This window comes from Xenorhabdus entomophaga, from assembly GCF_037996725.1.
In the GTDB taxonomy this organism is placed as follows: domain Bacteria; phylum Pseudomonadota; class Gammaproteobacteria; order Enterobacterales; family Enterobacteriaceae; genus Xenorhabdus; species Xenorhabdus khoisanae.
In genome coordinates this window covers 83,858-110,410 of record NZ_JBBMXH010000002.1, presented here as the reverse complement: position 1 = coordinate 110,410, position 26,553 = coordinate 83,858, and the positions used below count along the sequence as shown (strand labels likewise).

Genomic DNA, 26,553 nt, shown 5'->3' with positions numbered 1-26,553 from the left:
ACCACTGGCGACGTTTTATCACTTGGACTCAGGAAACAATGGAATATGAGATCAATACATTATTAGCAGGTTATGGTCACCAATTTGCAATTAATTTCTCTTGAGGACTTATATAATTAAATTGTCTTTCTTAATTAATTTACTAATGAAATGATAGTTTGTTCTTCTTGGATAACAGAGAGAAAACATCAAATAATCAGATTGCTTTTGGCATGGATTATTGAGGGGTGTTTATATTTATTTTCTGAAAATTCATTCACTCTTCACCGTGCGGCAACTTAAAACCTATAGGTTATAGATTTTATCATTTATTTTTTTATTATTTGCAATTAGTTATCAATTTATGGGTGAGTTTTTTCATATTTTTTCATTTGTATTGTTTTTTATTGGGAATAAATTCCTATTTTAGGTGTCTTGTTGGATGGTACGTTTTTAATAAATGGAAGATGTTGTATGGATACTCAGTATAAAATGAGGTTATCTTCCACTTTATAGTCCAAATCTGAATTTGAATGTTCGGCTTAAAATAATGGATAAATATATGCTAAAAAATTTTATTTTGTGAAATAGAAGGCATTTTTAAGATAGTTGTGTCATCTATGAGGTGATAGCCCACTTGAAAAGAAGTGGGCCCAATTTGGAAGAAAATTATTTTGCTGTTATCCAGAAAACGCCGCTGCCATCAAGTGCTGTGAACGTTTTGTGAACATAAATATTATCAGCGTGAGGATCGATGTCCTTGAAGAGGTTAGGGTGTAACCATTTTGCAATGGCTTCTACGGCGATAATATTAAATGGAGTATCATAATATTGATGGTAAATCGCCATGACGCGTTTTTCACGATACGATTTCAAAATCTTAAGCTTGGGGCGCGAGAGCAATTTTTGAAAACGTTTCTCTGATGTTGTCAGATCTCCTGTATAGCCCAGCGGAACTGATTGGCTGTTTGAGTGCACTGTGTCCCAATCTGCTACGGTCATCAGGTAATAATCGGGATTGCTGGTCAGCAATTGCTCCTCGTTAATCTTTCCACCCATGCCTGAAAACCATTTTCTGCCCATATTATCGCCACCCGCAGCAGCAACAAACTCCCCGAAATTATTGGTGGCAAAGGTATTGCAACAATCTTCAGCACCTAACATACCTGCATGACGCTCAATAAAAATGCTGGGGAGCTGTTCCGGAGGTAATGCAGTAATGCGCTCATTAATCATAGATAAGCGATTTTCGTAAAACTGAATGAATTTATTGGCATTCTCTTCCTGCTTAAAAACTTTTCCTAGTAGTTTCATACTGGGAACCGTATTAGACAGGGGATATTGGCGAAAATCGATGAAAATAACAGGGATGCCCATCTTTTCTAATAAGTTAATGGTATTGCTGCTATCCAGTTTGGGTTTCAGTCCGATATCAAAAATAACCAGATCTGGCGAGTAAGTCATGGCTTTTTCGACACTGAAATCACTGGTGTAAGGGTTAGGAAAGACCGGAATGTTCCTTAATTGAGGGAATTTCTTTTCGTAGGCGGTGGCAAGATCAGGCGCTTTTTTCTCCAGTGCATTATCCCACGCAACAATGCCTTTAAGTGGCTCTGAGGGATGTAAAATATTTAGGGCAATAAGTACCCGGCTATCCGCCAGCATGGCTCGTTCAACAGGTGCATTGACTGTGACCGTGCGACCGGCAACATCTTTAACTGTAATTTTTTCTGCCTGAGCATATAACGGTAACGATATGAATAATACAGATAGAAAATATTTTATAGCGTTATGAATAGAAGGCATTTTTTCTCCTTTTGTCATAATTCATCTTCATTCTGGTGCCAATTTTTGATGCCAATGATGAAGAATTAATAAAGACGGCCCACTGATATAACATAAAAACAGTGTCCGGATACTAATTGATTGGCATTTATTTATCGTTAATTCAGAAGGTAATCAATAAGGAAATTATGAATATCCCTGATTTAATAATAAAAATTTTTATTAGAACGACTTACTTGTTCACCATCTGCTATTATTACCCTATCGGTAATAGGCGGGGTTGATCATGAAAAAATTGTTGGCAATTTGTTTATTGGGTGTTGCATTGGTGGGGTGTGATAGTCAACTCAAAATTGATGGAACAAATGAAATAGCGGCAAAAACATCCATTGAGAAAATCAGAGATACTTTACCAGAAGATAAAAAATTACAATTTGATGATTCATTAAATATTACCATGATAAATAGTATCGACTTTGATGATTTGTTCAAGGATAACAAGAACGGGAATATCAAATATGGCGATATTCAAAAGTTAGAACAGCGGTTTTATCAATCCCTTAATGGGAAAACGGCAGATCAGGTTATTGAAGAAGCAGAAAAAATTAAAGCGCATGGTGTGAACAGCAGATAAAGATATTCGTAGCCCACTTATGTTATGGTGATATTGCGCAAGATTGCTTAATAAGGTGCTCTGATTGTGGGGCATCTTGTTGTTTATGTTAGCCCTAATAATATTAATTTTTCTCCACATTGCCGGCAAACGTAGCAACTCTTTCCTTTAAGAACTTTGTTGTGTTGTCTTATTGTTAGCTCATGTTGCTGGCAGTGACAAATGTAAGTGAACATTTTACTGCGGACAGAATTGACTGAAAATTGATGTGTCCGGTTGGCCGGAACTTTAAGCACGGTTTCCATAAAGAAACGCCACTCTTTTCCGTGTGGAGCGACTTTGCCAAACTGATGATAAACCAATAAATGGGCCAGTTCGTGAGGGATCACCTGATCAATAAATGCTTGCTGATTTTCTATCAACAAAACTGGGTTCAGGCGGATTTCCCAATCTTGCAAGCGGGCGCTGCCTGCGATTGTTCCTCTCTGCCGATAGGTTACGTTAGGCTCAGGAAAAGAGTTTTGCAGAAAATCACTTGCCAATGCCAGCTTTTGTCTCATGGTACGCATAACAGCTTGCTGTAAGGAAAGGGGAACTCTGACGGATTTCATCACGGTTACATACTGTATTTTTGTTATGAAATTGATTGTAACTGGCTGACTAATTATAAAAAAACCCGCAGGGTATTTGCGGGTTTTGTAGATTAGCAAAGAATTATTTCAATCCTGCTGCTGAACGCAGAGTTTCTGCTTTATCTGTTGCTTCCCACGGGAATTGTTCACGACCAAAATGACCGTATGCCGCAGTATCACGATAGATTGGGTGCAGAAGATCCAGCATCTTAATCAAACCGTAAGGGCGCAAATCAAAGAATTCACGCACTAATTGAGTCAGTGTTGCAGTTGGCACTTTCTCTGTTCCGAATGTTTCTACCATGATGGATGTTGGTTCTGCAACACCGATGGCATAGGACACCTGGATCTCACAGCGATCAGCCAGACCGGCTGCAACAATATTTTTGGCAACATAACGTGCTGCATAGGCAGCAGAACGGTCAACTTTGGATGGATCTTTACCTGAGAATGCTCCGCCACCATGACGAGCCATACCACCGTAGGTATCTACGATGATCTTACGGCCGGTCAGACCACAGTCACCCATTGGCCCGCCAATAACAAAACGACCCGTTGGATTGATGAAATATTTGGTCATTGGAGTCAGCCATTCAGTTGGCAGCACAGGCTTGATAATTTCATCCATCACGGCTTCTTGCAGCACTTTTTGATCGATATTTTCGGCATGCTGGGTAGAAAGCACAACGGCATCAATACCAACGATTTTGCCGTTATCGTACTGGAATGTGACCTGACTTTTCGCATCAGGGCGTAACCATGGCAGGGTGCCATTTTTACGAACTTCAGCCTGACGCTCAACCAAACGGTGTGCATAAGTGATAGGTGCTGGCATGAAAACATCGGTTTCATTGGTCGCATAGCCAAACATCAAGCCCTGATCACCTGCACCTTGCTCCAGAGGATCTGCGCGATCAACACCCTGATTGATATCAGGAGATTGTTTACCAATTGCACTGATAACGGCGCATGAGCTGGCATCAAAACCCATATCTGAGCTGGTATAGCCGATTTCACGTACTGTACGGCGAGTAATTTCTTCAATATCAACCCAAGCACTGGTAGTGATTTCGCCACCCACCATGACCATGCCAGTTTTAACATAAGTTTCGCAGGCAACACGTGCTTTAGGATCTTGTTCTAAGATTGCATCAAGGACGGCGTCGGAAATTTGATCGGCAATTTTGTCTGGATGTCCTTCTGAAACAGATTCAGAAGTAAAAAGATGTGTTGTCATTATATTTTATTACCTTAAATATAATCTTGGTTTAAGGGCGGATGTTTTACCATCTAGATGGCTATTTTAAGTTACTCTTGCTAAGGTTGCCAGTCTTTTTAATTTTAAATATCTTTAAGGGTGTGACATTTTAGTTTTCATTACTACAAACTATGGGTTTGTTGAGAGCCATTTAAATAAATTTCATTTTGCAATTTTATTGGTTTGAAGGTATAAACTTGCGCGCGTAGCATAAGTCATTTTTGCACTTGAAGTTACAGGCGCTTGCAGGAGATGTACGTGTGTCCTGCTTCTCAATTGAGAAACGGCTTGCGATAGGTGAGCCATGTGGGGTGAATGGGGTTATGAACCATTATCTGCTGATTATTAACGGCCAACAGCCACATTGTGCCATTGATGTATCCACATCTTATTCCTTCCTTTCCGATATGAATTCATTTCGATGTTACCCGCAGTATATAAGCAAGCAGGCAATATCGAGTTGGCATCATATAGTCACACAGTAAGTACATTGTTTAGTTTCTTCTAAACGTTCCTATAATTTTAGAGCATGCTGTTCCCTGACATTTTTTAATGCACAAGATACGCACGATAAAATAGTGCCTTGGGTGATTGACTTTACAGGTGAAGGCAAATCTCGACTCCATGTAAGGAGACTGCCATGAATGATAATATCGCTCGCAAAATGCGCCAGACCTATAACATCGCATACTGGGGCGGCAGCTATTACTATGTCAATGATCTGGGCAATGTTAGTGTTTGTCCAAACCCTGATTTGCCGGAAGCTCAGATTGAGCTTGCCGATTTGGTGAAAAAAGTCCAGGAAGAAAAAAAACAGCTGCGCTTACCGGCGTTGTTTTGTTTTCCCCAGATCTTGCAACATCGTCTGCGTTCCATTAATGCAGCGTTCAGACGTGCGCGTGAATCTTACGGTTATAAAGGAGATTATTTTCTGGTGTATCCGATCAAGGTCAATCAGCATCGCCGTGTTATTGAAACACTGGCAAACGCTGATGAACCTGTTGGATTGGAGGCAGGCTCTAAAGCGGAATTAATGGCAGTATTAGCTCATGCTGGCATGACAGGTACTGTAATTGTCTGTAATGGTTATAAGGATCGCGAATATATTCGTTTGGCGTTGATCGGTGAAAAGCTGGGACACAAAGTGTATCTGGTTATCGAGAAGATGTCTGAAATTGAGATGGTGCTGGAAGAAGCAAAACGTCTCAATGTGATCCCCCGTTTGGGCGTTCGGGCGCGTTTGGCGTCTCAAGGCTCAGGTAAATGGCAGGCCAGCGGCGGTGAAAAATCCAAGTTTGGTCTGGCGGCGTCACAGGTATTGCAATTGGTTGAAACCCTGCGTTCAGCAGGTCGGTTGGACAGTTTACAACTGCTGCATTTCCATTTGGGTTCTCAATTGGCAAATATTCGTGATGTGGCAACCGGTGTGCGTGAATCTGCCCGTTTTTACGTTGAGCTGTCTAAACTGGGTGTTGATATTCAGTGCTTTGACGTTGGCGGTGGTTTGGGTGTTGATTATGAAGGCACGCGCTCTCAGTCAGAATGTTCCGTTAACTACGGCCTGAATGAATACGCGAATAACGTTATCTGGGGAATTGGTGACGCATGTGAAGAGCATGGTTTGCCTCATCCAACCGTTATTACGGAATCCGGTCGCGCATTGACTGCCCACCATACGGTCCTGGTCTCCAATGTCATTGGGGTAGAACATAATGAGTTTACCGAAACAACGCCGCCAGCCGAAGATGCCACACGTCCTCTGACCAGCCTGTGGGAGACATGGTTGGAAATGCAGTCTGACGGCAATCGTCGTTCCCTGCGTGAGTGGCTGCATGACAGCCAGTTTGACCTGCACGAAGTTCATACCCAATATGCCCACGGTATGTTGAGTTTGTCGGAGCGGGCATGGGCAGAAGAACTGTATTTAAATATTTGCCGCCACATTCAGCAGGATCTTGATCCAAGCAACCGTGCTCATCGTCCGATCATTGATGAATTGCAGGAACGCATGGCAGATAAATTCTATGTGAATTTCTCGTTATTCCAGTCGATGCCGGACGCATGGGGAATTGATCAGTTATTCCCTGTCCTGCCAATTGAAGGATTGGATAAGCCTTTGGATCGCCGTGCTGTTCTGCTGGATATTACCTGTGATTCTGACGGTACGATTGATCATTATGTTGACGGCGATGGCGTGGCAACAACGATGCCAATGCCTGCTTATGATCCAGAAAATCCGCCATTGATTGGTTTCTTTATGGTTGGGGCATACCAGGAAATTCTGGGTAATATGCATAATCTGTTTGGCGATACGGCAGCCATTGATGTTTATGTTGCAGAGAATGGTACGGTGACTTATCGGCAGAGCGAAGAAGGTGATTCTGTCGCCAATATGCTCCAATATGTCAAATTGGACCCGCAGGTACTGTTGGCCCACTTCCGTAATCAGGTGAAATCGGCCGATTTGGATGAAAATTTGCAGGAGCAATTCCTGCAAGAGTTTGAAAGCGGCCTGTATGGTTACACTTATTTGGAAGATGAGTAATTTTAATTAGTCATTGAGCTTTATGAATAGTCATTCTTAGTCAGGTATTTTATATAATAACTTGATTTTGAATGGCTATTTTTTTATTCACCATGCTGATAGTGAAGCTTGTTGCATATTTTAATGCTGCTGGTTAGAAATGGATCTATTATTTTGCCGTGCATCTCTCATCCCTCGCGAAACAAAAAGGTAAAAGAACTCATTCCCCGACTGACGGATAACTTCCAAACTTTAAAACCTGCATCTTCAAGTTAATTGCGTATATCTTCGCAAGTACCTTAAGTGCCTGTTTGATATTTTGTGGGGATGAATTTCTCAAAGTTGTGGCAAGCAGAAAACATGTTTAATACTATATGATTAGTCGTTAAACGGAAGATGTTCTGGGGATTTTTCTTGTTTGTACGTGAAAAGTGCGCATTTGTTTCTTTCGTTTTGGATTGATTGCTAACATTTTGTTTTATTTGAATTTAAAATGTTAGCGTATTCGGAAGATTAATCTTCTGGCGTAAATAAGCCTCCGTGCCGCTCGTTATTGCTCACCATTGAATATTGTCAATATTGGGTACTGATAATAGGCTGGTATGGGACTTTTGAGGATATATCATGAGTATTAGCTCCTTAGGAAACCAAATTGATAATTCTTTGGTTTCAAATGCCTTTGGCTTCCTGCGTTTTCCGTTGAACTTTCAACCCTATTCCAGTGATGCGGAATGGGTGATTACCGGCGTTCCTTTTGATATGGCAACATCGGGACGCGCGGGTAGCCGCCACGGGCCGGCTGCCATTCGTCAGGTATCGACTAATCTGGCATGGGAAAGCAGCCGTTGGCCGTGGAACTTTAGCTTACGCAAGCGCCTGAATGTGGTGGATTGCGGGGATCTGGTATTTAACTTCGGTGATGCTCAGGATATGAGCGATAAGTTGCAGGCACATGCTGAAAAGGTGCTGGCATCGGGTAAACGGATGTTGTCTTTCGGTGGTGATCATTTTGTCACTTTGCCACTGTTGCGTGCCCATGCAAAACACTTCGGCAAAATGGCGCTGATCCATTTTGATGCTCATACGGACACTTACCCAAATGGCAGTAAATTTGATCATGGTACGATGTTTTACCATGCCCCAAATGAAGGGCTGATAGATCCTCATCATTCAGTACAAATCGGTATTCGTACTGAGCATGATACCGATAACGGTTTCACGGTGCTGGATGCCGGTCAGGTCAATGATCGCAGTGTTGATGATGTTGTTGAACAGATCAAAGCAGTGGTTGGTGATCTGCCAATTTATCTGACATTCGATATTGATTGCCTTGATCCGGCCTTTGCTCCGGGAACAGGAACGCCGGTTATTGGTGGGTTGACATCAGATCGTGCACTGAAAATAGTGCGTGGCTTGCAGCCGCTGAATATCGTTGGCATGGATGTGGTGGAAGTAGCTCCGGCTTATGATCAATCTGAAATTACGGCGCTGGCTGCTGCTACCATTGGTTTGGAGCTGTTGTATTTACAGGCTTCTAAGAAAGATGTTTAGTGTATTGAACCAATAGGTTATTTGTATCTATTGTAAACTGTTTTTGAAGGCTCACTTTTCATGTGGGCCTTTATTATTTAATTTTGTGACTAAATTTAATTCACAATATATGTCAGCACTTGCTGTCGGGGCATGAGAGCAAAATTTCCATTAAATTGCGAGCCAGCCTGGTACTCATCAGATAAGGTTTGCAGCAGTTTGATGCCCACAGAGTGGTCATTGCAATTAATGGATGTAATTTCAGCCGCATGGAAATCAAAAAAGCGTTTTACATGGGGATGAAGTGCCTTAAAAAGGCTCTCTTTGATGGAGAACGTAAGGGTGAATGCCTGTTCAAAAGATAATGCGCATTCCTTCAATAGAGCCACTTCGTTGTTATTGATGATGCTGGATGAAACGCTTTCGACGATGTCTGATTTAATCTCTTGTTCGATATCCACGCCGATTATCCGGTATTGATCACAATAAGCGGCAAACGCAATAGCACAGTTGGTTGAGTGAGAGATGGAACCACAAATATTGTCAGGCCAGATTGGGGAGCGGTCTTGGGCATTGGTTACCTGAAAATCAGGGTGACCCAAGTTATTTAAAACTTGTCGGGTACAATAGCGGGCTGCCAGATATTCCGCCCGCCGCTTATTAACGGCATTCTGTAATCTGGTCGGATAGGTAATTCCATATTCATCAAATAATGTATCCTGATAGCAAGCCTGATCAAAATAGGTCTGCATGACTTGAATGTCAGGATGTTCTGATAGTATTCCCGTTTGTATTTCCTTGAAAAAATTATTATTTATGGTAGTGGTTTGGGCTGGGGTAAAAGTGATTTTTTTCATCATGGTTTTTTTATTGTTAACTGTAATTATCAGATAGTGGATTATTCGAAAATGGTAATTGCCTGATTTTGCCATATTTTAGTTTTAGTTCACTAATGCGCTGACTCTTTTTATACTCTGCCTTGTTATCATTTTTAAAAAAGAGGTTAATGTGGAAATATTAGTGACAGGTGGAATGGGATATATCGGTAGCCATACTTGTGTTCAAATGCTTGAAGCAGGAATGACGCCGATCATCATTGATAATCTGTGCAATGCCAATCGTGAAGTATTGGCGCGAATTGAGGTATTGACTGGCGTTAAGCCCCTGTTTTATGAGGGGGATATTCGTGATGAATCATTCCTTGATGCCATTTTCGCCCGCCATCAAATTCAGTCGGTTATTCACTTTGCCGGTTTGAAAGCGGTTGGTGAATCTGTCGCTAAACCTATCGAATATTATGACAACAATGTCAATGGAACGTTGGTACTGGTGCGCAGCATGCACAAAGCGGGCGTAAAAAGCATCATTTTCAGTTCATCCGCAACGGTATATGGCGATCCTGATATCGTACCGATCACTGAACAATCCGCTGTAGGAAATACGACGAATCCTTATGGCACCAGCAAGTATATGGTGGAGCGCTGCTTGTCTGACCTTCATCATGCAGAAAATGATTGGTCTGTGGTGTTATTACGTTATTTCAATCCGGTTGGTGCTCATCCGTCAGGTATGATGGGCGAAGATCCCCAAGGTATTCCGAACAACTTAATGCCTTATATTGCTCAGGTTGCGGTAGGCCGTCGGGAAAAATTGTCTGTTTATGGAAATGATTATCTGACTTCTGACGGTACAGGAGTGCGTGATTATATTCATGTGATGGATTTGGCTGATGGACATATTGCTGCACTCAATGCTGTTGGCAAGAAATCAGGCTTGCATATCTACAATCTGGGAACAGGAAAAGGCACGAGCGTGCTGGAAATGGTAGACGCTTTCAGCAATGCGTGTGGCAAAGCAGTTCCTTATGAAATCTGTCCCCGTCGTCCGGGGGATATTGCCGAGTGTTGGTCAAGCCCAGAAAAAGCCGAGCGTGAGTTGGGCTGGAAAGCAAATCGCACCATCGTGGAAATGACCGCGGATGCGTGGCGCTGGCAGTCCCAAAATCCCAGTGGTTATAGTGTGAAATAACAAAAAGTGTGAAATAACAGAAAACGCCGGCTCTCGGTGGCGTGGTGAAGAGAAAGAGAATCCAATGATGCCAAAGATACAGTTCAATCCCGTTGATTGTCCACATAGGCGATATAACCCTTTGACGGGTCAATGGATTATTGTCTCACCACACAGGGCCGGGCGGCCGTGGAGTGGCATTGATGAAAAGCCACTCCACGTTGAATTGCCGAATTACGATGAACACTGTTTTTTATGCCCGAATAACATCCGGGCTTCCGGTGATAGCAATCCAAATTATCAAGGTGTCTATGTCTTTCAGAATGATTATGCCGCCTTATTACCGGAATCTTTTGATATCACTTCTGCTGATAACCCGCTATTTAAAATTGAACCAGTGAGTGGTGTTTGCCGGGTACTCTGTTTTTCTCCGGATCACAGCAAAACATTGCCGGAACTGCCATTGGAACAGATCCGTCATGTCATTGACGCGTGGAATTCACAAATTGAAGAACTGAGCCAACGTTATATTTGGGTTCAGGTTTTTGAGAATAAAGGGGAAATGATGGGATGTTCTCAGCCACACCCCCACGGGCAGATTTGGGCCAGTGATTTTTTGCCTGATGAATTAGTACGTAAGGATGAATTGTTGCAACAATATTATCGCCAGCAAGGTACTAACTTATTGCTGGATTATATTGAAGCGGAGATGAAAGAGGGCTTGCGTTCTGTTGTGGAGACAGAGCACTGGCTGGCGGTTGTGCCTTATTGGGCGATGTGGCCGTTTGAAACCATGTTATTGCCGAAAAGTCATGTTCGTCGCATGAATGAATTAACAGAGGTTCAACGTGATGATTTAGCGGTGGCGATTAAAAAACTGACCAGCCGGTATGACAATCTGTTTCAATGCAATTTTCCCTATTCAATGGGCTGGCATTTTGCCCCTTTCTTCAACCATCAGTGTGACACCAGCCTTGAAATTAAAGAACGCGATATTGAACATTGGCAGTTACATGCGTTGTTCTACCCGCCGTTACTGCGTTCAGCCACTGTCCGTAAGTTTATGGTGGGTTATGAAATGTTGGCGGAGTCTCAGCGTGATCTGACACCGGAACAAGCCGCCCGGCGCTTGCGTAATGTCAGTGATGTCCATTTTAAGGCGCGCTAGTGCTTGATAAAGCACGTTTTTGGAGGAAACATCGTGATGAGGGCTTTAATCCAAAACGTTACTGAATCTTTTAATACGTGTTTTTATTACTCTCCAACGCACTTTTTTCAGGCTCCCGGGCGGGTAAATCTAATTGGTGAACATACGGATTATAACGAGGGATTCGTTTTACCTTGCACAATTAATTTTCAGACAATCGTTGCAGCGGCTAAGCGCGAGGATTCGCGGATTCGGGTTATTGCCGTTGATTATCACAATGAGCGTGATGAGTTTGATCTCTCCCAACCGATTTTATTTCAGCAAGAAAAAAGATGGGCGAATTATATTCGTGGCGTAGTGAAATATCTGATGGAACGAGGCTATTTATTTAATGGCATGGATATTGTCGTCAGTGGCAATATTCCACAAGGAGCTGGCTTGAGTTCGTCAGCGTCCTTGGAAGTGGTTATTGGGCAGACGATCAAATCGCTTTATCAGCTTGATATTACGCCTAAAGAGATTGCATTGAACGGGCAGCAGGCAGAAAACCAATTTGTTGGTTGCAATTCCGGCATTATGGATCAGTTAATTTCTGCTTGCGGAGAAAAAAACCATGCTTTGCTGATTGATTGTCGCACGTTGGAAACTCAAGCTGTGCGCATGCCGGATAATATGGTTGTGATGATCATTCATTCCAATAAGCAGCGTGGCTTGGTAGATAGTGAATACAACACTCGCCGACAGCAATGTGAAGAAGCCGCCCGTCTTTTAGGCGTAAAGGCATTGCGCGATATATCCCTTAGTGATTTTCGTATCAGGCAGGCGCGGCTTAATGCGTTGCTCATCAAACGTGCCCGTCATGTGATTACTGAAAATGCACGAACTGAGGTAGCAGCAGATGCTTTGAGGTCTGGCGATTTATTTCGTCTGGGCCAGCTTATGGCGGAATCCCATATTTCCATGCGTGATGATTTTGAAATTACTGTCAGCGAAATTGATATGCTGGTTGAGATTGTGAAAAATGCGATTGGTGATCGCGGCGGTATTCGCATGACAGGGGGCGGTTTTGGCGGTTGTGTCGTGGCATTGATCGCTCCTGATTTAGTAGAAAGTGTAAAAAAAGCGATCGAACAGCAATACGAAGCTAAAGCAGGTTTAAAAGCGACTATCTATATTTGTCAGGCGGTAAAAGGGGCTTGCCAGCTTATCCAGGCAAAATTGAATGTTTGAAAACAGGTGGAATATTAGTTTTAACTACAAAAAAGGAGTATGACTATGAGTTCTGATCTGCAACAAGCAATGCTATATCAACAAATGCTACAGCAACAATGGACAGACGTTGATAATTATCTTAAGCAAACGCTGTTACCCCCATCTCCACATCTTGAACAGACACTTGAATACAATGCCAGTCAAGGGTTGCCAGCTATTGATGTTTCTGCGCTACAAGGGCAATTTTTGATGATGATGGTGCAAATAAGTGGCGCAAAACGTATTCTCGAAATTGGTACGTTAGGGGGATATAGTACTCAATGTATGGCAAAGGCATTACCCGATGACGGCCTGCTGATCACACTGGAAAAAGATCCCGGAGTAGCCGCAGTGGCTCAGCACAATATCGAACGTGCGCAGCTTGACCATAAAATCAACATTATTGTGGGAGATGCCGCTGACACTTTGCAGAAACTGGGTACAGAAGCCTCTTTTGATTTGATTTTTATTGATGCTGATAAGCAGAGCAGTTTGTTATATCTCGATTGGGCAATCAAACTAAGCCATCCGGGAAGCGTTATCATCATGGATAACGTGATCCGTGAAGGTGCGATTTTACATGAGCAGCGTAGTGAGCCTGTGGAGGGAGTACGTCAGGCACTGGATAGTATGATTAACCGATCCGATGTCACCGTAACCGCCTTACAGACTGTAGGGGACAAAGGTTGGGATGGATTTGCATTATTGCGGGTAAATTAACGGGTAAATACGGACCAAGAGCTTATCCAATGAATTTTTAAATTACGGCAATAATAGGTTACAAAAAGGATGGTTTATTAAAACTAAACCATCCTTGATTTAATATTATGGCTTTTGAGTTTCTGCGTTATTTACCGGTGTGGATTTCCGGGCTGACTGACACGCTTTACGCTCACCGGGTTCACGCTCTTGAATGATTTTTGCTGTTTCATCTACGGCAGGAAGGGAAAAGCCCATATCATCATAAGCACCAAAACCAATTAAACGATAACCGCTTAGTGGGGTGTCCATTGGAACACGAAACTCTTTTTTCTCTCCCGGTGCCAATGATTGAAATGAATGTACGGCCAGTGCACCCGGTTCACATTTAGCATTAAGAGGCAAAACCGCCAGATAGCCACCTGCCACAGGTTGATCGCCTTTATTTTGCAGTGTACCGCCTACAAAAAATTTACCATTTGCGCCCAAGCCCATATGAAACAACAGGTGCGCTTCTCCTTTTGCCCATAATGCAGGGGTGAACAGACTGCCCGCTAGTAACATTGCACTGTACGTATAACTACGCCATTTCATCTTCATGCTCCTAATTTATAAGGTTCTCACATTTCCTGACATGAAATAGGTATTGCAGTGGCTGGCAAAAAAATCAAGCATTCAATAACCCTGCACATTGATAACGGCCATTGCTAAAATGCCATTTATTACTTGTGCGGGGATCTAATATCATGCAGACCAATTTCGTTAGCGTAAATCCCATTTTTGAATATAAAGGTGCTTGGTCTACACCTCTTAAGGTTTTTACCTATCAATATAGAATTAGTTAATTACCTTTTGTTATATGTAGTTTGTATTTATTCTTTCAAATTAATTGCTATGCGGCGTTATTCTTCCCCACTCTAACAGTTTTTATTCGCAAATTTTACCGATTATCAAGAGGCTAATATGGCAGCACCACGTTCGGTCCTTGAACTTATAGGGAATACACCGTTGCTCGAACTTACACATCTGGATACAGGCCCATGCCAGTTGTTTATTAAGCTGGAAAACCAAAATCCAGGTGGTTCGATTAAAGATCGTGTTGCGCTTTCAATGATTGAACAGGCTGAAAAGCAGGGATTATTGAAGCCGGGAGGCACTATCATTGAGGCTACGGCGGGGAATACGGGTATCGGTCTGGCATTAGTCGCTGCGATGAAAGGTTATAAATTGATTTTAGTCGTGCCTGATAAGATGAGCAGGGAGAAAATTTATCACCTGCGTGCTCTGGGAACGGATGTGCGCCTGACTCGCTCTGATGTGGGTAAAGGGCATCCTGAGTATTATCAGGATTACGCGCTGCGCCTATCGAAAGAAATCAGCGGAGCTTATTATATCGATCAATTCAATAATCCTGCGAATTCATCCGCTCATGTTGCAACAACCGGCCCTGAAATCTGGCAGCAGATGGAACAAAATGTAGATGCTGTAGTCGTCGGAGTCGGCTCTGGCGGTACGCTGGGTGGCCTGAGTCAGTACTTTAGGGAAGTCTCTCCTCAGACTGAGTTTGTCCTTGCCGATCCTAAAGGTTCTATTCTTGTCGATTATGTTGAACATGGTCATTATGACGAAGCCGGCAGTTGGTTTGTGGAAGGTATTGGGGAGGATTTTGTCCCACCTCTTGGCGATTTTTCTAAAGTTAATCATGCCTATAGCATTACTGATGCAGAGGCATTTTCCAGTGCGCGGGATTTATTACTGACAGAAGGCATTTTGGCCGGCTCCTCTTCGGGGACACTGCTGGCTGCGGCACTGCGCTATTGCCGTGCTCAGACAACGCCGAAACGCGTGGTCACGCTTGCTTGTGACAGCGGTAATAAATATTTGTCTAAAATGTTTAATGATTACTGGTTATTGGAGCAGGGCCTACGATCACAGCCAAAAGAAAATAACTTAAGTGATTACATCACCTATCGTTATCGGGATGGTGCGACGGTCTCAGTTTCACCGCAAGATACATTGCAAATTGCTTATGGCCGTATGCGCCTTTATGACATCTCACAGTTACCCGTAATCGAAAATGAACAGGTCGTTGGTATTATTGATGAATGGGATCTCATGCATACGATTCAGGCCAATTTCCACAATTTCTCTCTGCCTGTGACTCAAGCAATGACCAGCCAGATTCAGACACTTCATAAAAAAGCATCATTGGAGCAGTTAATAGCTACTTTTGATGCCGGTCATGTGGCTTTGATTGTTGATGATAGCAATCAATTCCTCGGTCTTGTCACTCGTACTGATGTGCTGAATGCGTGGCGTCAACAACTCAATTGAATTCTTTCAGGAATAAATTAATGACTAAGTTTGATAAGATCAAATTTGATACAAAAAGCGTTCATGCAGGCTATGTACCTGATCATACAGGAGCAGTAATGCCAGCAATTTATGCCACCTCGACTTATGCTCAACCTGCACCCGGCGAGCATACGGGATATGAGTATTCCCGCAGTGGGAACCCGACACGTCATGCGTTGGAAAATGCAATTGCTGAGTTGGAGAATGGCACTCGTGGTTATGCTTTTGGTTCTGGTCTGGCCGCTAGTTCGACCATTCTGGAATTGCTGGATAAAGATAGCCATATCATTGCGGTAGATGATCTTTATGGCGGAACTTATCGGCTGCTGGAGAAAGTGCGTCGCCGGACGGCGGGTTTACAGGTCACTTACGTTGAAGCAGGGGATACCGTAGCTCTGGAAGCTGCGATTCAGCCCGATACTAAAATGATTTGGGTGGAAACACCGACCAATCCATTGCTGAAATTGGCGGATTTGGCCGCTATTGCACAGATTGCCCAGCGCCACAATATTATCAGTGTTGCGGATAATACTTTCGCTTCCCCTTATATTCACCGTCCGCTTGATTTAGGGTTTGATATCGTTGTTCATTCGGCAACCAAATACCTTAATGGCCATTCTGATGTTGTCGCTGGCCTTGCTGTGGTAGGGAACAACGCTGAATTGGCGGAGCAGGTGGCTTTCCTGCAAAATTCCATTGGGGGCATTCTTGATCCATTCAGCAGTTTCCTTGTCCTGCGTGGTATTCGGACATTGGCGTTGCGTATGGAACGCCATATTGCCAGTGCAGAGAAGATTGCCCATTGGTTGGAACAGCAGCCGCAAGTTGAAAAAGTGTACTATCCGGGCCTGATTTCCCATCCTCAGCATGAACTGGCAAAACGTCAGATGCGTGGTTTTGGCGGTATGATTTCCATTGTACTGAAAGGGGGTGAAGATTATACGCGTCAGGTCATTAAAGAATTGCAACTATTCACATTGGCGGAAAGTCTGGGCGGCGTGGAAAGCCTTATTGGCCAGCCATTCACTATGACTCACGCATCTATTCCGTTGGAAAAGCGTCTGGCAGCAGGTATCACACCACAGTTGATCCGCATTTCAGTGGGCATTGAGAATGCTGATGATTTGATTGCGGATTTATCTCAGGCGTTTGAAAATGTAAGTCTTTAACAGACGGTAAAATAATATAATAAAAAACATTATGCCAAACGATATCTTTTCGTTTGGCATTTTTTATCTGATTAATTTATGTTGATTTGTTTTATCAAATTGATTCTTAAATAAAATTCTTAAAATTAACATTTCATTTGTGTGGAAAAATATCAATCTTGATAATTACTGATCTCGCATTGAGAATAAGATATATTTAATCTCAATCAGGAATATATACTCAATAGCTGGCAGGCGGAATGCAAAACTTCAGTTTGAAATAGGGTATATGGTTAAGGGTATTAAAAGAGGGTAATCAATTATGGCAATTCTAGATATACTGACAATTCCGGATGAAAGGCTAAGGCAAAAATGTGTCGATGTTACTGATTTTGACAAAGTTCAGACGTTAATTGATGACATGTTGGAGACAATGTACAACACCGATAATGGTATTGGTTTGGCAGCGCCACAGGTTGGCCGGAAAGAAGCTGTTTTGATCATCGATCTTTCGCAAGACCGTGATCAACCATTGGTTTTGATCAACCCCAGGATTGTTGAAAAAGAGCGTCGTGTGTTGAATCAGGAAGGTTGTCTGTCGATACCGGAGTATTATGCGGATGTTGAACGGTTTGAAAGAGTGAAAGTAGAAGCATTCGATCGGCATGGTAAATCGGTTACAGTAGAGAGTGAAGATTTTCTATCGATTGCTATGCAGCATGAAATCGATCACTTACATGGCATTCTTTTCACCGATTATTTATCCCCCTTGAAGAGACAAATGGCACTGAAAAAAGTAAAAAAATATCTCAATAGCAGGAAAAGCTAACAAATAGGGAATAAAAAAATAGGTGATTATTGCTTAATGACATCGTATTTTTTCCTATTTTTGGATTGTACATATCATTGTTATTCAAGTAACTAATGATAAATATACATAAAAAATCTTAAAATTCAGTTATCGGATACAATAATTAGCATATTGTCTTTTAAAAAATAACTTTTACCTTTTAAGACCTCTTATCATCGTAACCAATTGTGATCAATGTTATATCCAAGAAATTCCAGATTGCAGATAACAAAAAGGTCATTTAAAAGGTGTGGACTGAAATGATGGAAGGGAAATCGGATAGAATTTAAATGAATTGATGTTAATGATATAGGCAGAGGAATAATTGTGACCGGAACAGGTGATATTGCATATTATCAACAACCTAATTTTTCCATTGAACTGAGCCTGATAGATACAACGGATGCTAAAGAGGGGACTTATTTGATGATATTGGATGCAGAAGGCATTAGAAATGCCCAAGTGTCCTCAGTTAAAGTTGGTGGTGAAATCGAATATGTTAATATTCCATCAACTGCCAGCAATAATAAGGTTGTATGTGCCATTTATATCAAAGATAAGGGTAATAGCAGTTACCCACTGGTTGGCACTATTTATCTTAACTATCATCCACTATCAGAACTTGTTGATATTGCTACAGTAAAAATTTCTCCAGAATCTCAATTAGGATTAAATGTGGATAGAATGGATCGCACCCGGTTTAATTTTAAACTGAAAGCAAAATAGAGAATTCAGGAGCTTTCCAACGGTGGCCAGTCAAAAGGCCACCAAATAACTGCATGATTTATTTGTTATGTACCGTGGGATGAAATGATTTGGCTGTCTGTTTTCTGGTTGGTACCTTCTGATTTGATGATGTAACCGTAAATGCGGGTACGCCCATCGCTCTCTTTTTGAGGGTAAATGCCCTGTAGTTCTTGTTCGAAACCGGGAAACTGGCTGATATTGTCTTCCAGTGCAAGAAAATAGCGCAATGCAGAACCTCCCCAGATTTCACCGGGAACAACGCAGCATACTCCGGGAGGATAAGGTACGGCAGCATCTGCCGCAATCAACCCCTCAATATCACGCAGCGCCACCAATTCCACATTGCCCCTGACCAATTCAATATTGGCTGCTTGCGGGTTCATTGCAATTTTAGGAAAGTGAGACTTGCGGAATACCTCTTTTTGTAATTGCTTAAAATTTTGTTGTATAGCGAGATCGTGCATTTCTTGACATAGTTGTCTAATTGTCTGCCCTTGATAACGTTCAGGATAGGTGTGACAGAGAGAAGGCAAAACGACGTCCAAAGGCGCATCTTGTTCCAGTAATTGCTCAAAATGAATAAGCCGGGAGACAAGATGCCCTATTTTAGCCATATCTCCGGCTGGTGTGAGCAGAAACAGAATGGAGTTCAGATCATATTTTTCTGGAATGATGCCATTCTCACGCAGGAAGTAGGCTAAAACAGTCGCCGGAACGCCAAATTTATCATATTCACCCGTATTGGCATCAATACCGGGAGTGGTTAGCAGGAGCTTGCAGGGATCAACGAAATACTGCTGTTCGGCATAGCCGTCAAATGAATGCCATTTTTCATCTGGAATAAAATTGAAGAAACGCAGGTCATTGGCGATCTCGTGGGTATCATAATCGGCCCAATGGCATCCATTGACTATATCGGGTATAAACGGCTTGATATATCGGCATTGCCGTAAGATTAATTTTCGAGCCTCAATGCTCATTTTTACGCAATCCATCCACATTTTTTTACCGCTTTGTCCCTCGTGTATTTTAGCGTTGACATCAAGAGCAGCAAAAAGGGGGTAAAACGGGCTGGTAGAAGCATGGGCCGTAAAAGAATTATTGAAGCGTTTATGATTCACATAACGCGGTTGGCCTTTTATATGTTTATCTTTTTTATGAATTTGAGAGGATTGGGAAAAACCAGCTTGCTGCTTATGAACAGAGTGGGTGACGATGATTCCCGGATCATTCTCATTGAGGTCAAGTAACAGCGGGGAATATTGGGCCATCATGGGAATGAATTGCTCATAACCGAGCCAGGCTGAGTCAAACAGAATATAATCGCAGAGGTGTCCAATCTTATCTACTATCTGTTTGGCATTATAAACAACCCCATCATAAGTGACTAACTGAATGACGGCCAGACGAAAAGGGCGTTTTTCAGTGGCACGTTCCGGTGCAGCTTCTTTTATTAAACCGCGTAAATACGTTTCTTCAAAACAGTGTGAATCAATACCACCAATAATGCCAAATGGATTACGGGCAGTTTCTAAATAAATGGGTGTCGCACCTGACTGGATAAGAGCGCCAACGTGATTGGATTTGTGATTATTTCTGTCAAAAAGTACGAGATCGCCGGGAGTCAGCAAGGCATTCAATACCACCCTGTTGGAGGAGGAAGTACCGTTAAGAACGAAATAGGTTTTATCGGCATTAAAGACTTTTGCCGCGTTTTTCTGTGCATCACAGGGGGCGCCTTCGTGAATGAGCAGGTCTCCCATAAAAATATCTGCATTACATAAATCGGAACGAAATAGTGTTTCACCAAAATAGTTGAAAAACTGTATGCCTGTTGGGTGACGATGAAAGAATCGACCGCCTTGATGTCCCGGGCAATCAAAAGCGCTGTTACCTTGCGCAAGGTATTCTGTCATGGTGTTAAAAAATGGGGGCAGTAAGCCTTTTTCATATTTTTTAGCTGCGGTATCCAGTTGATGACCATAGGCATCTTTATTAATTTTCTCTGATTGGAATATACCCGTGATACGTGACAAGAGATGTACAGGCAGCGTTTCGTTTTTAGGCAAAACAAGATAAATAGGGATTGGATAGTGTGTTTCTTCAATACGTTCTAATTCGCCATTTAACGCATCTTCCAATGAAATCACTATGGCAGAGACATCGATAAAATCAGTATTTTTGATATGAACGGTTTCTCTTTCGCTATTAAAAAAAGCTTCTACGTTGTTACTACAAGCAATATTAAATTTTTTCATCATATTAATCTACTTATACTTAATGAATTTTGTCATTACACAATTAGGCATAATTTTTTAGGCTGGTTATATAGTCATTTTTTTGGTAAAAAAGGAAATTCTGTGTAGAGGTGGGGATAAAGCAATGTTTGTTTCATTAAGAATAAATTAGTTGCAATCTTCATGTGTAAAATAGTAATTGATTTAATTCGCTTTTTAATATGCCATAAAGTAATAGTATTTTTCGTAAAGTTATTTTGTTTAAGTGTAAAAGTTTGTTGCCTTTATATGGCAATATAAATATAAGTGAATTGTTTATTTTTATTTGTGTTAATTTTGGGAATATATATTTGCCAGAGTTTTGGTTAAAAGCGGTGCCACTGACACCGCTATAATCTGTACGGAACTTATTATTTCTTGTCTGCTACGATACGATCACGAACGTGTTGAGCACGCTCTTTTGAAGGCGGGTGTGAATCAAACATGCTGGTTTCACCACTGCCCAGTTTAGCCAGTTTTTCGAAGCTGGTTGCTAAACCTTCAGTTTTTAGATTGCGTTTTTTCAGCAGATCGTAAGACAAGTCATCAGCCTGACTTTCCTGATGCTGTGAGAACTGTGAGTTGATCAGTTTTTCACCCAGTGCTGCAAGCTGAGAATCACTCAGCTGTGCGGCTACACCACCGGCTGATGCAGCCGCGGTACGTGCAGCAACTGTAGCATAAGCAACCTGCATTGCTTTACGGGTGTGACCCAGTGCAACGTGACCCATTTCATGGCCCAGAACGCCTTCGACTTCATTGTCGTTCATCATGTCCATCAGGCCGCTGTATACGCGTACACAACCGTTAGCCATTGCCCATGCGTTCACATCTTTAGTCAGATAAACTTTATAGTTAACTGGTGTACCGTTAATTTCGTTACCTAATGCTTTGGCGATTTTGTTCAGACGTTTAGTGTATTGGCTGGATGTCGGTGCAACTTTATTCTGTGTATCCATATCCTTACATGATTGGTCAGATAACCGTTTGACATCAGAATCACTTAGTGTCGCCGCCTGGAATAATTGCATTCCGGAGTGAGCCAGCATTCCCTGATCAATGTTCTTACAACCTGTCAGAATTACAGCAGAAACAGCTACTGCAACAAGTGTTTTAATTTTCATAATTTTGTTTTTCCTTTGCAATACATGCAACTATAGTATTTTAAGAGCATTAAAAGACTATGACTTTTGCTAAAAATAACAATAGAAATAAACTCCAATATTTATGATTATGTGAATTCGGTAACATTTTTAAAAAATAATCTAAATCATAAGTAAAATAAGTTAGTTTAAATTTTTTAACAAAACTCAATGCCTACCCGGATTAGTGCTCCAAATGACTTCATTCCGGATAACATTAGGCAATATCCCAGCCGTCACTTCAGCGGCGATGATTTCGCCATCAAAGACCTTATGACGGAGGATATGGTGATATATATTAGTGAGCAAGATCCTGATGATGGTATAGATAAATGTTTCACAGTTTAATATTGTGAATTTCTTCGGTATTACAAGAAAAAATGGCGAGCCAATAATGGTGCCGTAAAATTTTTCTTTAAATAAAAACCTCTGGGGAGTGTCATGATGGGCTGACCATATTCTCCTATTGCTTCTGTCTGTGCCCGGCTATTAGCTGCTTTGGGACGCAGTTGTAGTACTTCACCATGACGGGCTGTAATGCTCTCAACTTTACCCAATACAATGAGATCCATGAGTTCCTCCCAATCGTGTCGCAGTAGCTCTTCTTCAATGACATTCGGACTCCAAAGTAACGGAGAACCCACGCGGCGTTCCGAAAGTGGAATGCTTCTTTCCCCCTCAACAGGTATCCACAGAACACGGGATAATTTACGTCTGACGTGGCTGTTTTCCCATGTGATACCACTGTTACCCGTTAAAGGCGCAACGCAGACAAAGGTTGTTTCCAATGGGAAGCCTTTGCTATCCACAGGGATCGTTTTGAGTTCGATGCCGATATGTTCAAAATCCTGTTCAGGTTTACTGCCTGCACTTGCACCTAAGTAATATTCAAGCAACATACCGACCCAACCTTTATCGCGCTTTAAATCAGGAGGAATGGGGAGTTTTGCCTGTGCAGCAAGTTCACCCATAGAGAAACCTGCCAGAGAACGGGCGCGATCGAATAATTGTTGTTCGTTTTCAGGTGATGCTGGGGGTGTAAAGTACATGTTATAAACTATATTTTTGACTGGTTAAAAAATGTTCTTGTTGATTATTGGCAATCATTGATAACTTATCATTACGATGATTGTTTTGATAATAGCATGATATAGAAGATCTTTTAATTTATGTTCTCTGCATTAAAAATAGCCTTGTTATGATTGTTCACCTCTTCCCAGTGATAATAAACAGGATCTTACACCATGTTATCCACAGATTTATGGGATAAGTGATAAAAAGTGAGATCACTGGTTTGATTTACAGCGCTAATGAATGATGTTTTCTACAAAAATAGGCGATTTTTGTTTAACTAAAAGGCATATCCTGTGGATAAATTCACCATTGGTTGATATTTGCTCAGTGTGAGCAAGTATGAAAACTTTAATGTGTGACATACCTTATAAAAAGAGGCATGAAATTTATTAACATAATGAAAAATAATGGGTATTTATTGGCGCTTATTGAGCGTTAGAAAACAGGCAATAAAAGTATACCCGCTTTACCCCTCACTTTTTCACATACATATCCACAGAAAAAGTGAATAAAATGGTTCTTGTCAGACAATAAATGTTTATAACTTTAGCTTTTCCTGTGCATTATCCTTCAGGAGGCGTAAACCATGCAGATTTAAAATCAAACCAGCCAAAGGTATTCATTTTTACCCCTCTCATGCTGCGTTGGCCTTGCAATTCGAGCCAATGATGGAATAGAGGATGCAGCCAATGTTGATCAATCATGTTTTCACACCACTCTTCGACAGATAAATCATTTTTTCTCCATAAAGCGGCTTCTTTTGTTAAGTCATTGCCAAGACATTTTTTCAACAATGGCATTTCATAGAGCGTGGCAAACAGCGAAAACTCCAGCGGTTTATAAAAGTTGGCCGTAGCCAGCCAGATATCGCTTTCGGTATCGCCATTAAACCATGTATCGTAATCAACAATCCTGATTTCGAGTTCCACGCCATATTCAGCCAAAATAACCCGCAGGATTTGGCTTATCGTATGGTATTCGTGGTGTTGGTGGTACAGTGTTGCAGTCAGTGTCGTGATATCTTCCGGCTTTGGACGAGGCGGCACCAGCTTACTATGGTGCCAGCGCAATAATAACCCGTAAGCGGGTGACCAATGACGCTGATAAAAAGGAGCACAATGAGCCAGCAAATTGATGGGAGTGAGTAAGCTACATAACCAGTCTCGTACATCTTGCCGTGAAGATTTGGCAGAGCGGTGATCGCTGAGTAAGAAATAGCAGCCTTCTTCCATTCTGCTATCCAGTGAGTTATTACTGCTACCATCGCTTTCCAGATGCAGCGTGGTGCAAACCAGCTTTTCCGTCAATTCAGGGTGTATCCAGATATTAACTTCATCCAGCAGTGCCCTGAAGCCAAAATAGTGATCAAATGCCTTGATTTTGAGTTTTCGCGAATCATTTGCAACAACTTGATAAGGGCCTGTACCGATAGGATGGCGAGCAAAATTAGGCAAGGTTTGCCATTCCTGCGGCAAGATCATGGCATGGGGGCTTCCCATTAAAAAATCAAACCGGGCGTCAGCCTCGTGAAGCACGATATCCACAACATGCGGGATATTGGAAGTCACTTCTTTAATGTGGGAAAAAAGTGGCAGTGTTTTTAGATGTTCCAATGAGCTGATGATATCGCTCATTTGCAGCTCGCGGCCATGGTGAAAATAGATGGAAGGGCGGAGGTAAAAACGCCAATGACTATCGGTAATTTTTTGCCAGTGATGGGCTAAATCACCCTCGACTTCCTCTTTTTCCTCATTTATACGCAGTAGTCCATTGAATATCTGGCGAATAAGGTGAACTTCTGAACGCCTAAGTGGCGTTCTCGGCATTAAATTGGGAAATGGACGATAATAAATAATGCGTAATGTGCTTTTTCCTTGCCGGAAATTACGCTCAAGCTGTGATAATACCATTTGGCGCACAGCATCTTTATCTCCCATCATATGAACGAGTTGCTCAATGTTTTCCTGTTCGAACAACTGTTCTGCACGCTGTTGCTGAAGTTCCAGTCCGCTACGAAGGAAATGAAGCTGAGAGCGTTTTCCCCGCCCCGCTTCTGCATGCCATTGTAACCAGCCTGCTTGCTGCATGTTATTCAATAAGGAACGGATGTGACGACGTGAGCAATGAAGAATATCCGCCAGTGATTGTAAGGTGGTTTCAGTCTTTTTGCCTTGATAATGTTGCCATAATCGGATGAATTGTTGTTGTAAGCGAGGGGTCGGCATAAAAGGGGAACTCCACTGATTTTTTCATCAATTTTTGTTTCCTTATATTAAGCCGATAATGAACAGGAATTAAAGTAGTTCAGGAGAGAGGTTTTCTCTCACTGACTCCCGATTTTTTTGAGTAATGGTATTTTTACCAGCCAGTAAGTTATCTTACTGGCTCTTTTCATTAAACTCCCTCGGCGATATAACGTGCAATGATATCACCCATTTCATCGGTACTGACTGTTTTGCCATTACCGGCTAAGTCTGCGGTACGATAACCTTGTTCCAAAGCATGGTTGATGGCTTGTTCAATGGCATCTGCTGCTTCATTGTGCCCAAGGCTATAACGCAGTAACAGGGCGGCGGATAATATTTGTGCTATCGGGTTGGCAATGTTTTTGCCTGCAATATCAGGAGCTGAGCCACCCGCAGGTTCATATAAACCAAAACCTTTTTCATTCAGGCTGGCAGAAGGCAGCATCCCCATTGAGCCGGTGATCATGGCACATTCATCGGATAAAATATCGCCAAAAATATTGGAACACAATAGGACGTCAAACTGGGCAGGATCTTTGATCAACTGCATGGTGGCGTTATCAATGTACATATGACTGATTTCAACGTCAGGATAATCTTTGGCGATTTCACTGACAACTTCACGCCATAATACGGAACTTTGCAAAACATTTGCTTTATCAATTGATGTGACTTTATGGCGGCGCTTACGGGCAGATTCAAAAGCAATGCGGGCAATCCGTTCTATTTCAAAACGGTGATAGATCTCGGTATCAAAAGCACGTTCATATTTTCCTTCGCCTTCACGCCCTTTCGGAAGCCCGAAATAGATGCCGCCAGTCAGTTCACGGACACATAACATATCAAAGCCTTTTGCAGCGATATCATGGCGAAGCGGACAAAATGATGTTAACGCCGAATATAAATGGGCTGGCCTTAAATTGCTGAATAATTTGAAATGTTTTCGTAACGGCAATAATGCGCCACGTTCTGGCTGTTCGGTGGGAGGCAAATGCTCCCATTTAGGGCCACCGACGGAACCAAATAAGATCGCATCCGCTTTTTCGCAACCAGCAATGGTCTCCTTAGGCAAAGGGCAACCATGGCGATCAATGGCTATCCCTCCTACATCATATTCACTGGTTGTGATACGAATATTGAAGCGGTTACGGAGAGCATCCAACACTTTATAGGCTTGTTTCATTACTTCGGGGCCAATGCCGTCACCGGATAAAACAGCAATGTGGTACTGAGTATCCCCTTGCTTGCCGGAAATGGCATGGCTTGAAATAGATTGGCTTGAAGACATGA

General features: G+C 42.1%; 21 protein-coding genes. 11 read left to right on the top strand and 10 right to left on the bottom strand.

The window, feature by feature from the left end; all coding sequences use genetic code 11:
- Nucleotides 1–648 precede the first annotated feature (648 nt).
- Nucleotides 649–1,785 carry an ABC transporter substrate-binding protein gene (locus AAC854_RS00890; protein ID WP_340615478.1) on the bottom strand — a complete coding sequence of 379 codons (1,137 nt, stop codon included), beginning with the start codon at nt 1,783–1,785 and terminating at the stop codon, nt 649–651.
- Between the two features lie 265 nt (nt 1,786–2,050).
- On the opposite strand from AAC854_RS00890, the gene AAC854_RS00885 reads away from it, so the two are divergent.
- Nucleotides 2,051–2,398 (top strand): DUF6694 family lipoprotein, encoded by a 348-nt coding sequence (locus AAC854_RS00885; RefSeq protein WP_340615477.1) that lies wholly within the window; start codon nt 2,051–2,053, stop codon nt 2,396–2,398.
- 83 nt (nt 2,399–2,481) lie between these two features.
- Here the strand turns inward: AAC854_RS00885 and AAC854_RS00880 are convergent, their stop codons facing one another.
- Together AAC854_RS00880 and metK are read right to left on the bottom strand one after the other, a co-directional pair.
- Nucleotides 2,482–2,988: a SprT family zinc-dependent metalloprotease gene (locus AAC854_RS00880; protein WP_340615476.1), complete on the bottom strand. Its 507-nt coding sequence runs from the start codon at nt 2,986–2,988 to the stop codon at nt 2,482–2,484.
- A gap of 103 nt (nt 2,989–3,091) precedes the next feature.
- A complete protein-coding gene (gene metK, locus AAC854_RS00875) occupies nt 3,092–4,246 on the bottom strand; it encodes a methionine adenosyltransferase (protein ID WP_340615475.1) in 1,155 nt (384 codons plus the stop codon).
- 661 nt (nt 4,247–4,907) lie between these two features.
- Between metK and speA the strand changes: the two genes are divergently transcribed.
- Together speA and speB are read left to right on the top strand one after the other, a co-directional pair.
- Complete coding sequence (gene speA, locus AAC854_RS00870; protein ID WP_340615474.1) at nt 4,908–6,812, top strand: biosynthetic arginine decarboxylase; 1,905 nt, start codon at nt 4,908–4,910, stop codon at nt 6,810–6,812.
- Nucleotides 6,813–7,415: 603 nt separating this feature from the next.
- Entirely contained in the window at nt 7,416–8,342 is a 927-nt protein-coding gene (gene speB / locus AAC854_RS00865) for an agmatinase (RefSeq protein WP_340615473.1), read from the top strand.
- Between the two features lie 95 nt (nt 8,343–8,437).
- Here the strand turns inward: speB and AAC854_RS00860 are convergent, their stop codons facing one another.
- Nucleotides 8,438–9,181 carry a 4'-phosphopantetheinyl transferase family protein gene (locus AAC854_RS00860; protein ID WP_340615472.1) on the bottom strand — a complete coding sequence of 248 codons (744 nt, stop codon included), beginning with the start codon at nt 9,179–9,181 and terminating at the stop codon, nt 8,438–8,440.
- A gap of 148 nt (nt 9,182–9,329) precedes the next feature.
- Between AAC854_RS00860 and galE the strand changes: the two genes are divergently transcribed.
- From galE to AAC854_RS00840, 4 genes are all read left to right on the top strand, one after another.
- Nucleotides 9,330–10,349 carry a UDP-glucose 4-epimerase GalE gene (gene galE / locus AAC854_RS00855; protein ID WP_340615471.1) on the top strand — a complete coding sequence of 340 codons (1,020 nt, stop codon included), beginning with the start codon at nt 9,330–9,332 and terminating at the stop codon, nt 10,347–10,349.
- A gap of 67 nt (nt 10,350–10,416) precedes the next feature.
- Entirely contained in the window at nt 10,417–11,496 is a 1,080-nt protein-coding gene (locus AAC854_RS00850) for a UDP-glucose--hexose-1-phosphate uridylyltransferase (RefSeq protein ID WP_340615483.1), read from the top strand.
- Between the two features lie 36 nt (nt 11,497–11,532).
- A complete protein-coding gene (gene galK / locus AAC854_RS00845) occupies nt 11,533–12,705 on the top strand; it encodes a galactokinase (RefSeq protein ID WP_340615470.1) in 1,173 nt (390 codons plus the stop codon).
- A 45-nt stretch (nt 12,706–12,750) separates the two neighbouring features.
- Nucleotides 12,751–13,446 (top strand): O-methyltransferase, encoded by a 696-nt coding sequence (locus AAC854_RS00840; protein ID WP_340615469.1) that lies wholly within the window; start codon nt 12,751–12,753, stop codon nt 13,444–13,446.
- A gap of 105 nt (nt 13,447–13,551) precedes the next feature.
- Here AAC854_RS00840 and AAC854_RS00835 read toward each other — a convergent pair whose 3' ends face one another.
- Entirely contained in the window at nt 13,552–14,019 is a 468-nt protein-coding gene (locus AAC854_RS00835) for a membrane-associated Zn-dependent protease 1 (protein ID WP_340615468.1), read from the bottom strand.
- Nucleotides 14,020–14,388: 369 nt separating this feature from the next.
- Between AAC854_RS00835 and AAC854_RS00830 the strand changes: the two genes are divergently transcribed.
- The 4 genes from AAC854_RS00830 to AAC854_RS00815 all read left to right on the top strand — a co-directional run bounded on the left by AAC854_RS00830 (nt 14,389) and on the right by AAC854_RS00815 (nt 18,504).
- The gene (locus AAC854_RS00830; RefSeq protein ID WP_340615467.1) at nt 14,389–15,759 is read left to right on the top strand and encodes a pyridoxal-phosphate dependent enzyme; all 1,371 of its coding nucleotides are present in this window, start codon (nt 14,389–14,391) and stop codon (nt 15,757–15,759) included.
- A gap of 20 nt (nt 15,760–15,779) precedes the next feature.
- Nucleotides 15,780–16,949, top strand: a complete 1,170-nt coding sequence (locus AAC854_RS00825) for a trans-sulfuration enzyme family protein (RefSeq protein WP_340615466.1) — start codon at nt 15,780–15,782, stop codon at nt 16,947–16,949.
- A gap of 301 nt (nt 16,950–17,250) precedes the next feature.
- Entirely contained in the window at nt 17,251–17,757 is a 507-nt protein-coding gene (gene def / locus AAC854_RS00820) for a peptide deformylase (protein ID WP_340615465.1), read from the top strand.
- Between the two features lie 348 nt (nt 17,758–18,105).
- Nucleotides 18,106–18,504 carry a hypothetical protein gene (locus AAC854_RS00815; protein WP_340615464.1) on the top strand — a complete coding sequence of 133 codons (399 nt, stop codon included), beginning with the start codon at nt 18,106–18,108 and terminating at the stop codon, nt 18,502–18,504.
- Nucleotides 18,505–18,569: 65 nt separating this feature from the next.
- Here the strand turns inward: AAC854_RS00815 and AAC854_RS00810 are convergent, their stop codons facing one another.
- The 5 genes from AAC854_RS00810 to leuB form a co-directional block, all read right to left on the bottom strand.
- Nucleotides 18,570–20,783 carry an ornithine decarboxylase gene (locus tag AAC854_RS00810; protein ID WP_340615482.1) on the bottom strand — a complete coding sequence of 738 codons (2,214 nt, stop codon included), beginning with the start codon at nt 20,781–20,783 and terminating at the stop codon, nt 18,570–18,572.
- 389 nt (nt 20,784–21,172) lie between these two features.
- Nucleotides 21,173–21,925 carry a metalloprotease LoiP gene (loiP, locus tag AAC854_RS00805; RefSeq protein WP_340615463.1) on the bottom strand — a complete coding sequence of 251 codons (753 nt, stop codon included), beginning with the start codon at nt 21,923–21,925 and terminating at the stop codon, nt 21,173–21,175.
- A 386-nt stretch (nt 21,926–22,311) separates the two neighbouring features.
- Complete coding sequence (gene mutH / locus AAC854_RS00800) at nt 22,312–22,992, bottom strand: DNA mismatch repair endonuclease MutH (RefSeq protein ID WP_340615462.1); 681 nt, start codon at nt 22,990–22,992, stop codon at nt 22,312–22,314.
- Between the two features lie 588 nt (nt 22,993–23,580).
- Nucleotides 23,581–25,242 (bottom strand): HTH-type transcriptional regulator SgrR, encoded by a 1,662-nt coding sequence (gene sgrR / locus AAC854_RS00795; protein ID WP_340615461.1) that lies wholly within the window; start codon nt 25,240–25,242, stop codon nt 23,581–23,583.
- A 169-nt stretch (nt 25,243–25,411) separates the two neighbouring features.
- Nucleotides 25,412–26,551, bottom strand: a complete 1,140-nt coding sequence (gene leuB / locus AAC854_RS00790; protein ID WP_340615460.1) for a 3-isopropylmalate dehydrogenase — start codon at nt 26,549–26,551, stop codon at nt 25,412–25,414.
- Nucleotides 26,552–26,553 lie beyond the last annotated feature (2 nt).

Excerpts from the sequence above, each read along its gene's own strand:
- AAC854_RS00890 (WP_340615478.1), bottom strand. The coding sequence starts at position 1,785 with ATGCCTTCTATTCATAACGCTATAAAATATTTTCTATCTGTATTATTC.
- AAC854_RS00885 (WP_340615477.1), top strand. The coding sequence starts at position 2,051 with ATGAAAAAATTGTTGGCAATTTGTTTATTGGGTGTTGCATTGGTGGGG.
- AAC854_RS00880 (WP_340615476.1), bottom strand. The coding sequence starts at position 2,988 with ATGAAATCCGTCAGAGTTCCCCTTTCCTTACAGCAAGCTGTTATGCGT.
- metK (WP_340615475.1), bottom strand. The coding sequence starts at position 4,246 with ATGACAACACATCTTTTTACTTCTGAATCTGTTTCAGAAGGACATCCA.
- speA (WP_340615474.1), top strand. The coding sequence starts at position 4,908 with ATGAATGATAATATCGCTCGCAAAATGCGCCAGACCTATAACATCGCA.
- speB (WP_340615473.1), top strand. The coding sequence starts at position 7,416 with ATGAGTATTAGCTCCTTAGGAAACCAAATTGATAATTCTTTGGTTTCA.
- AAC854_RS00860 (WP_340615472.1), bottom strand. The coding sequence starts at position 9,181 with ATGATGAAAAAAATCACTTTTACCCCAGCCCAAACCACTACCATAAAT.
- AAC854_RS00850 (WP_340615483.1), top strand. The coding sequence starts at position 10,417 with ATGCCAAAGATACAGTTCAATCCCGTTGATTGTCCACATAGGCGATAT.
- galK (WP_340615470.1), top strand. The coding sequence starts at position 11,533 with ATGAGGGCTTTAATCCAAAACGTTACTGAATCTTTTAATACGTGTTTT.
- AAC854_RS00840 (WP_340615469.1), top strand. The coding sequence starts at position 12,751 with ATGAGTTCTGATCTGCAACAAGCAATGCTATATCAACAAATGCTACAG.
- AAC854_RS00835 (WP_340615468.1), bottom strand. The coding sequence starts at position 14,019 with ATGAAATGGCGTAGTTATACGTACAGTGCAATGTTACTAGCGGGCAGT.
- AAC854_RS00830 (WP_340615467.1), top strand. The coding sequence starts at position 14,389 with ATGGCAGCACCACGTTCGGTCCTTGAACTTATAGGGAATACACCGTTG.
- AAC854_RS00825 (WP_340615466.1), top strand. The coding sequence starts at position 15,780 with ATGACTAAGTTTGATAAGATCAAATTTGATACAAAAAGCGTTCATGCA.
- def (WP_340615465.1), top strand. The coding sequence starts at position 17,251 with ATGGCAATTCTAGATATACTGACAATTCCGGATGAAAGGCTAAGGCAA.
- AAC854_RS00810 (WP_340615482.1), bottom strand. The coding sequence starts at position 20,783 with ATGAAAAAATTTAATATTGCTTGTAGTAACAACGTAGAAGCTTTTTTT.
- loiP (WP_340615463.1), bottom strand. The coding sequence starts at position 21,925 with ATGAAAATTAAAACACTTGTTGCAGTAGCTGTTTCTGCTGTAATTCTG.
- mutH (WP_340615462.1), bottom strand. The coding sequence starts at position 22,992 with ATGTACTTTACACCCCCAGCATCACCTGAAAACGAACAACAATTATTC.
- sgrR (WP_340615461.1), bottom strand. The coding sequence starts at position 25,242 with ATGCCGACCCCTCGCTTACAACAACAATTCATCCGATTATGGCAACAT.
- leuB (WP_340615460.1), bottom strand. The coding sequence starts at position 26,551 with ATGTCTTCAAGCCAATCTATTTCAAGCCATGCCATTTCCGGCAAGCAA.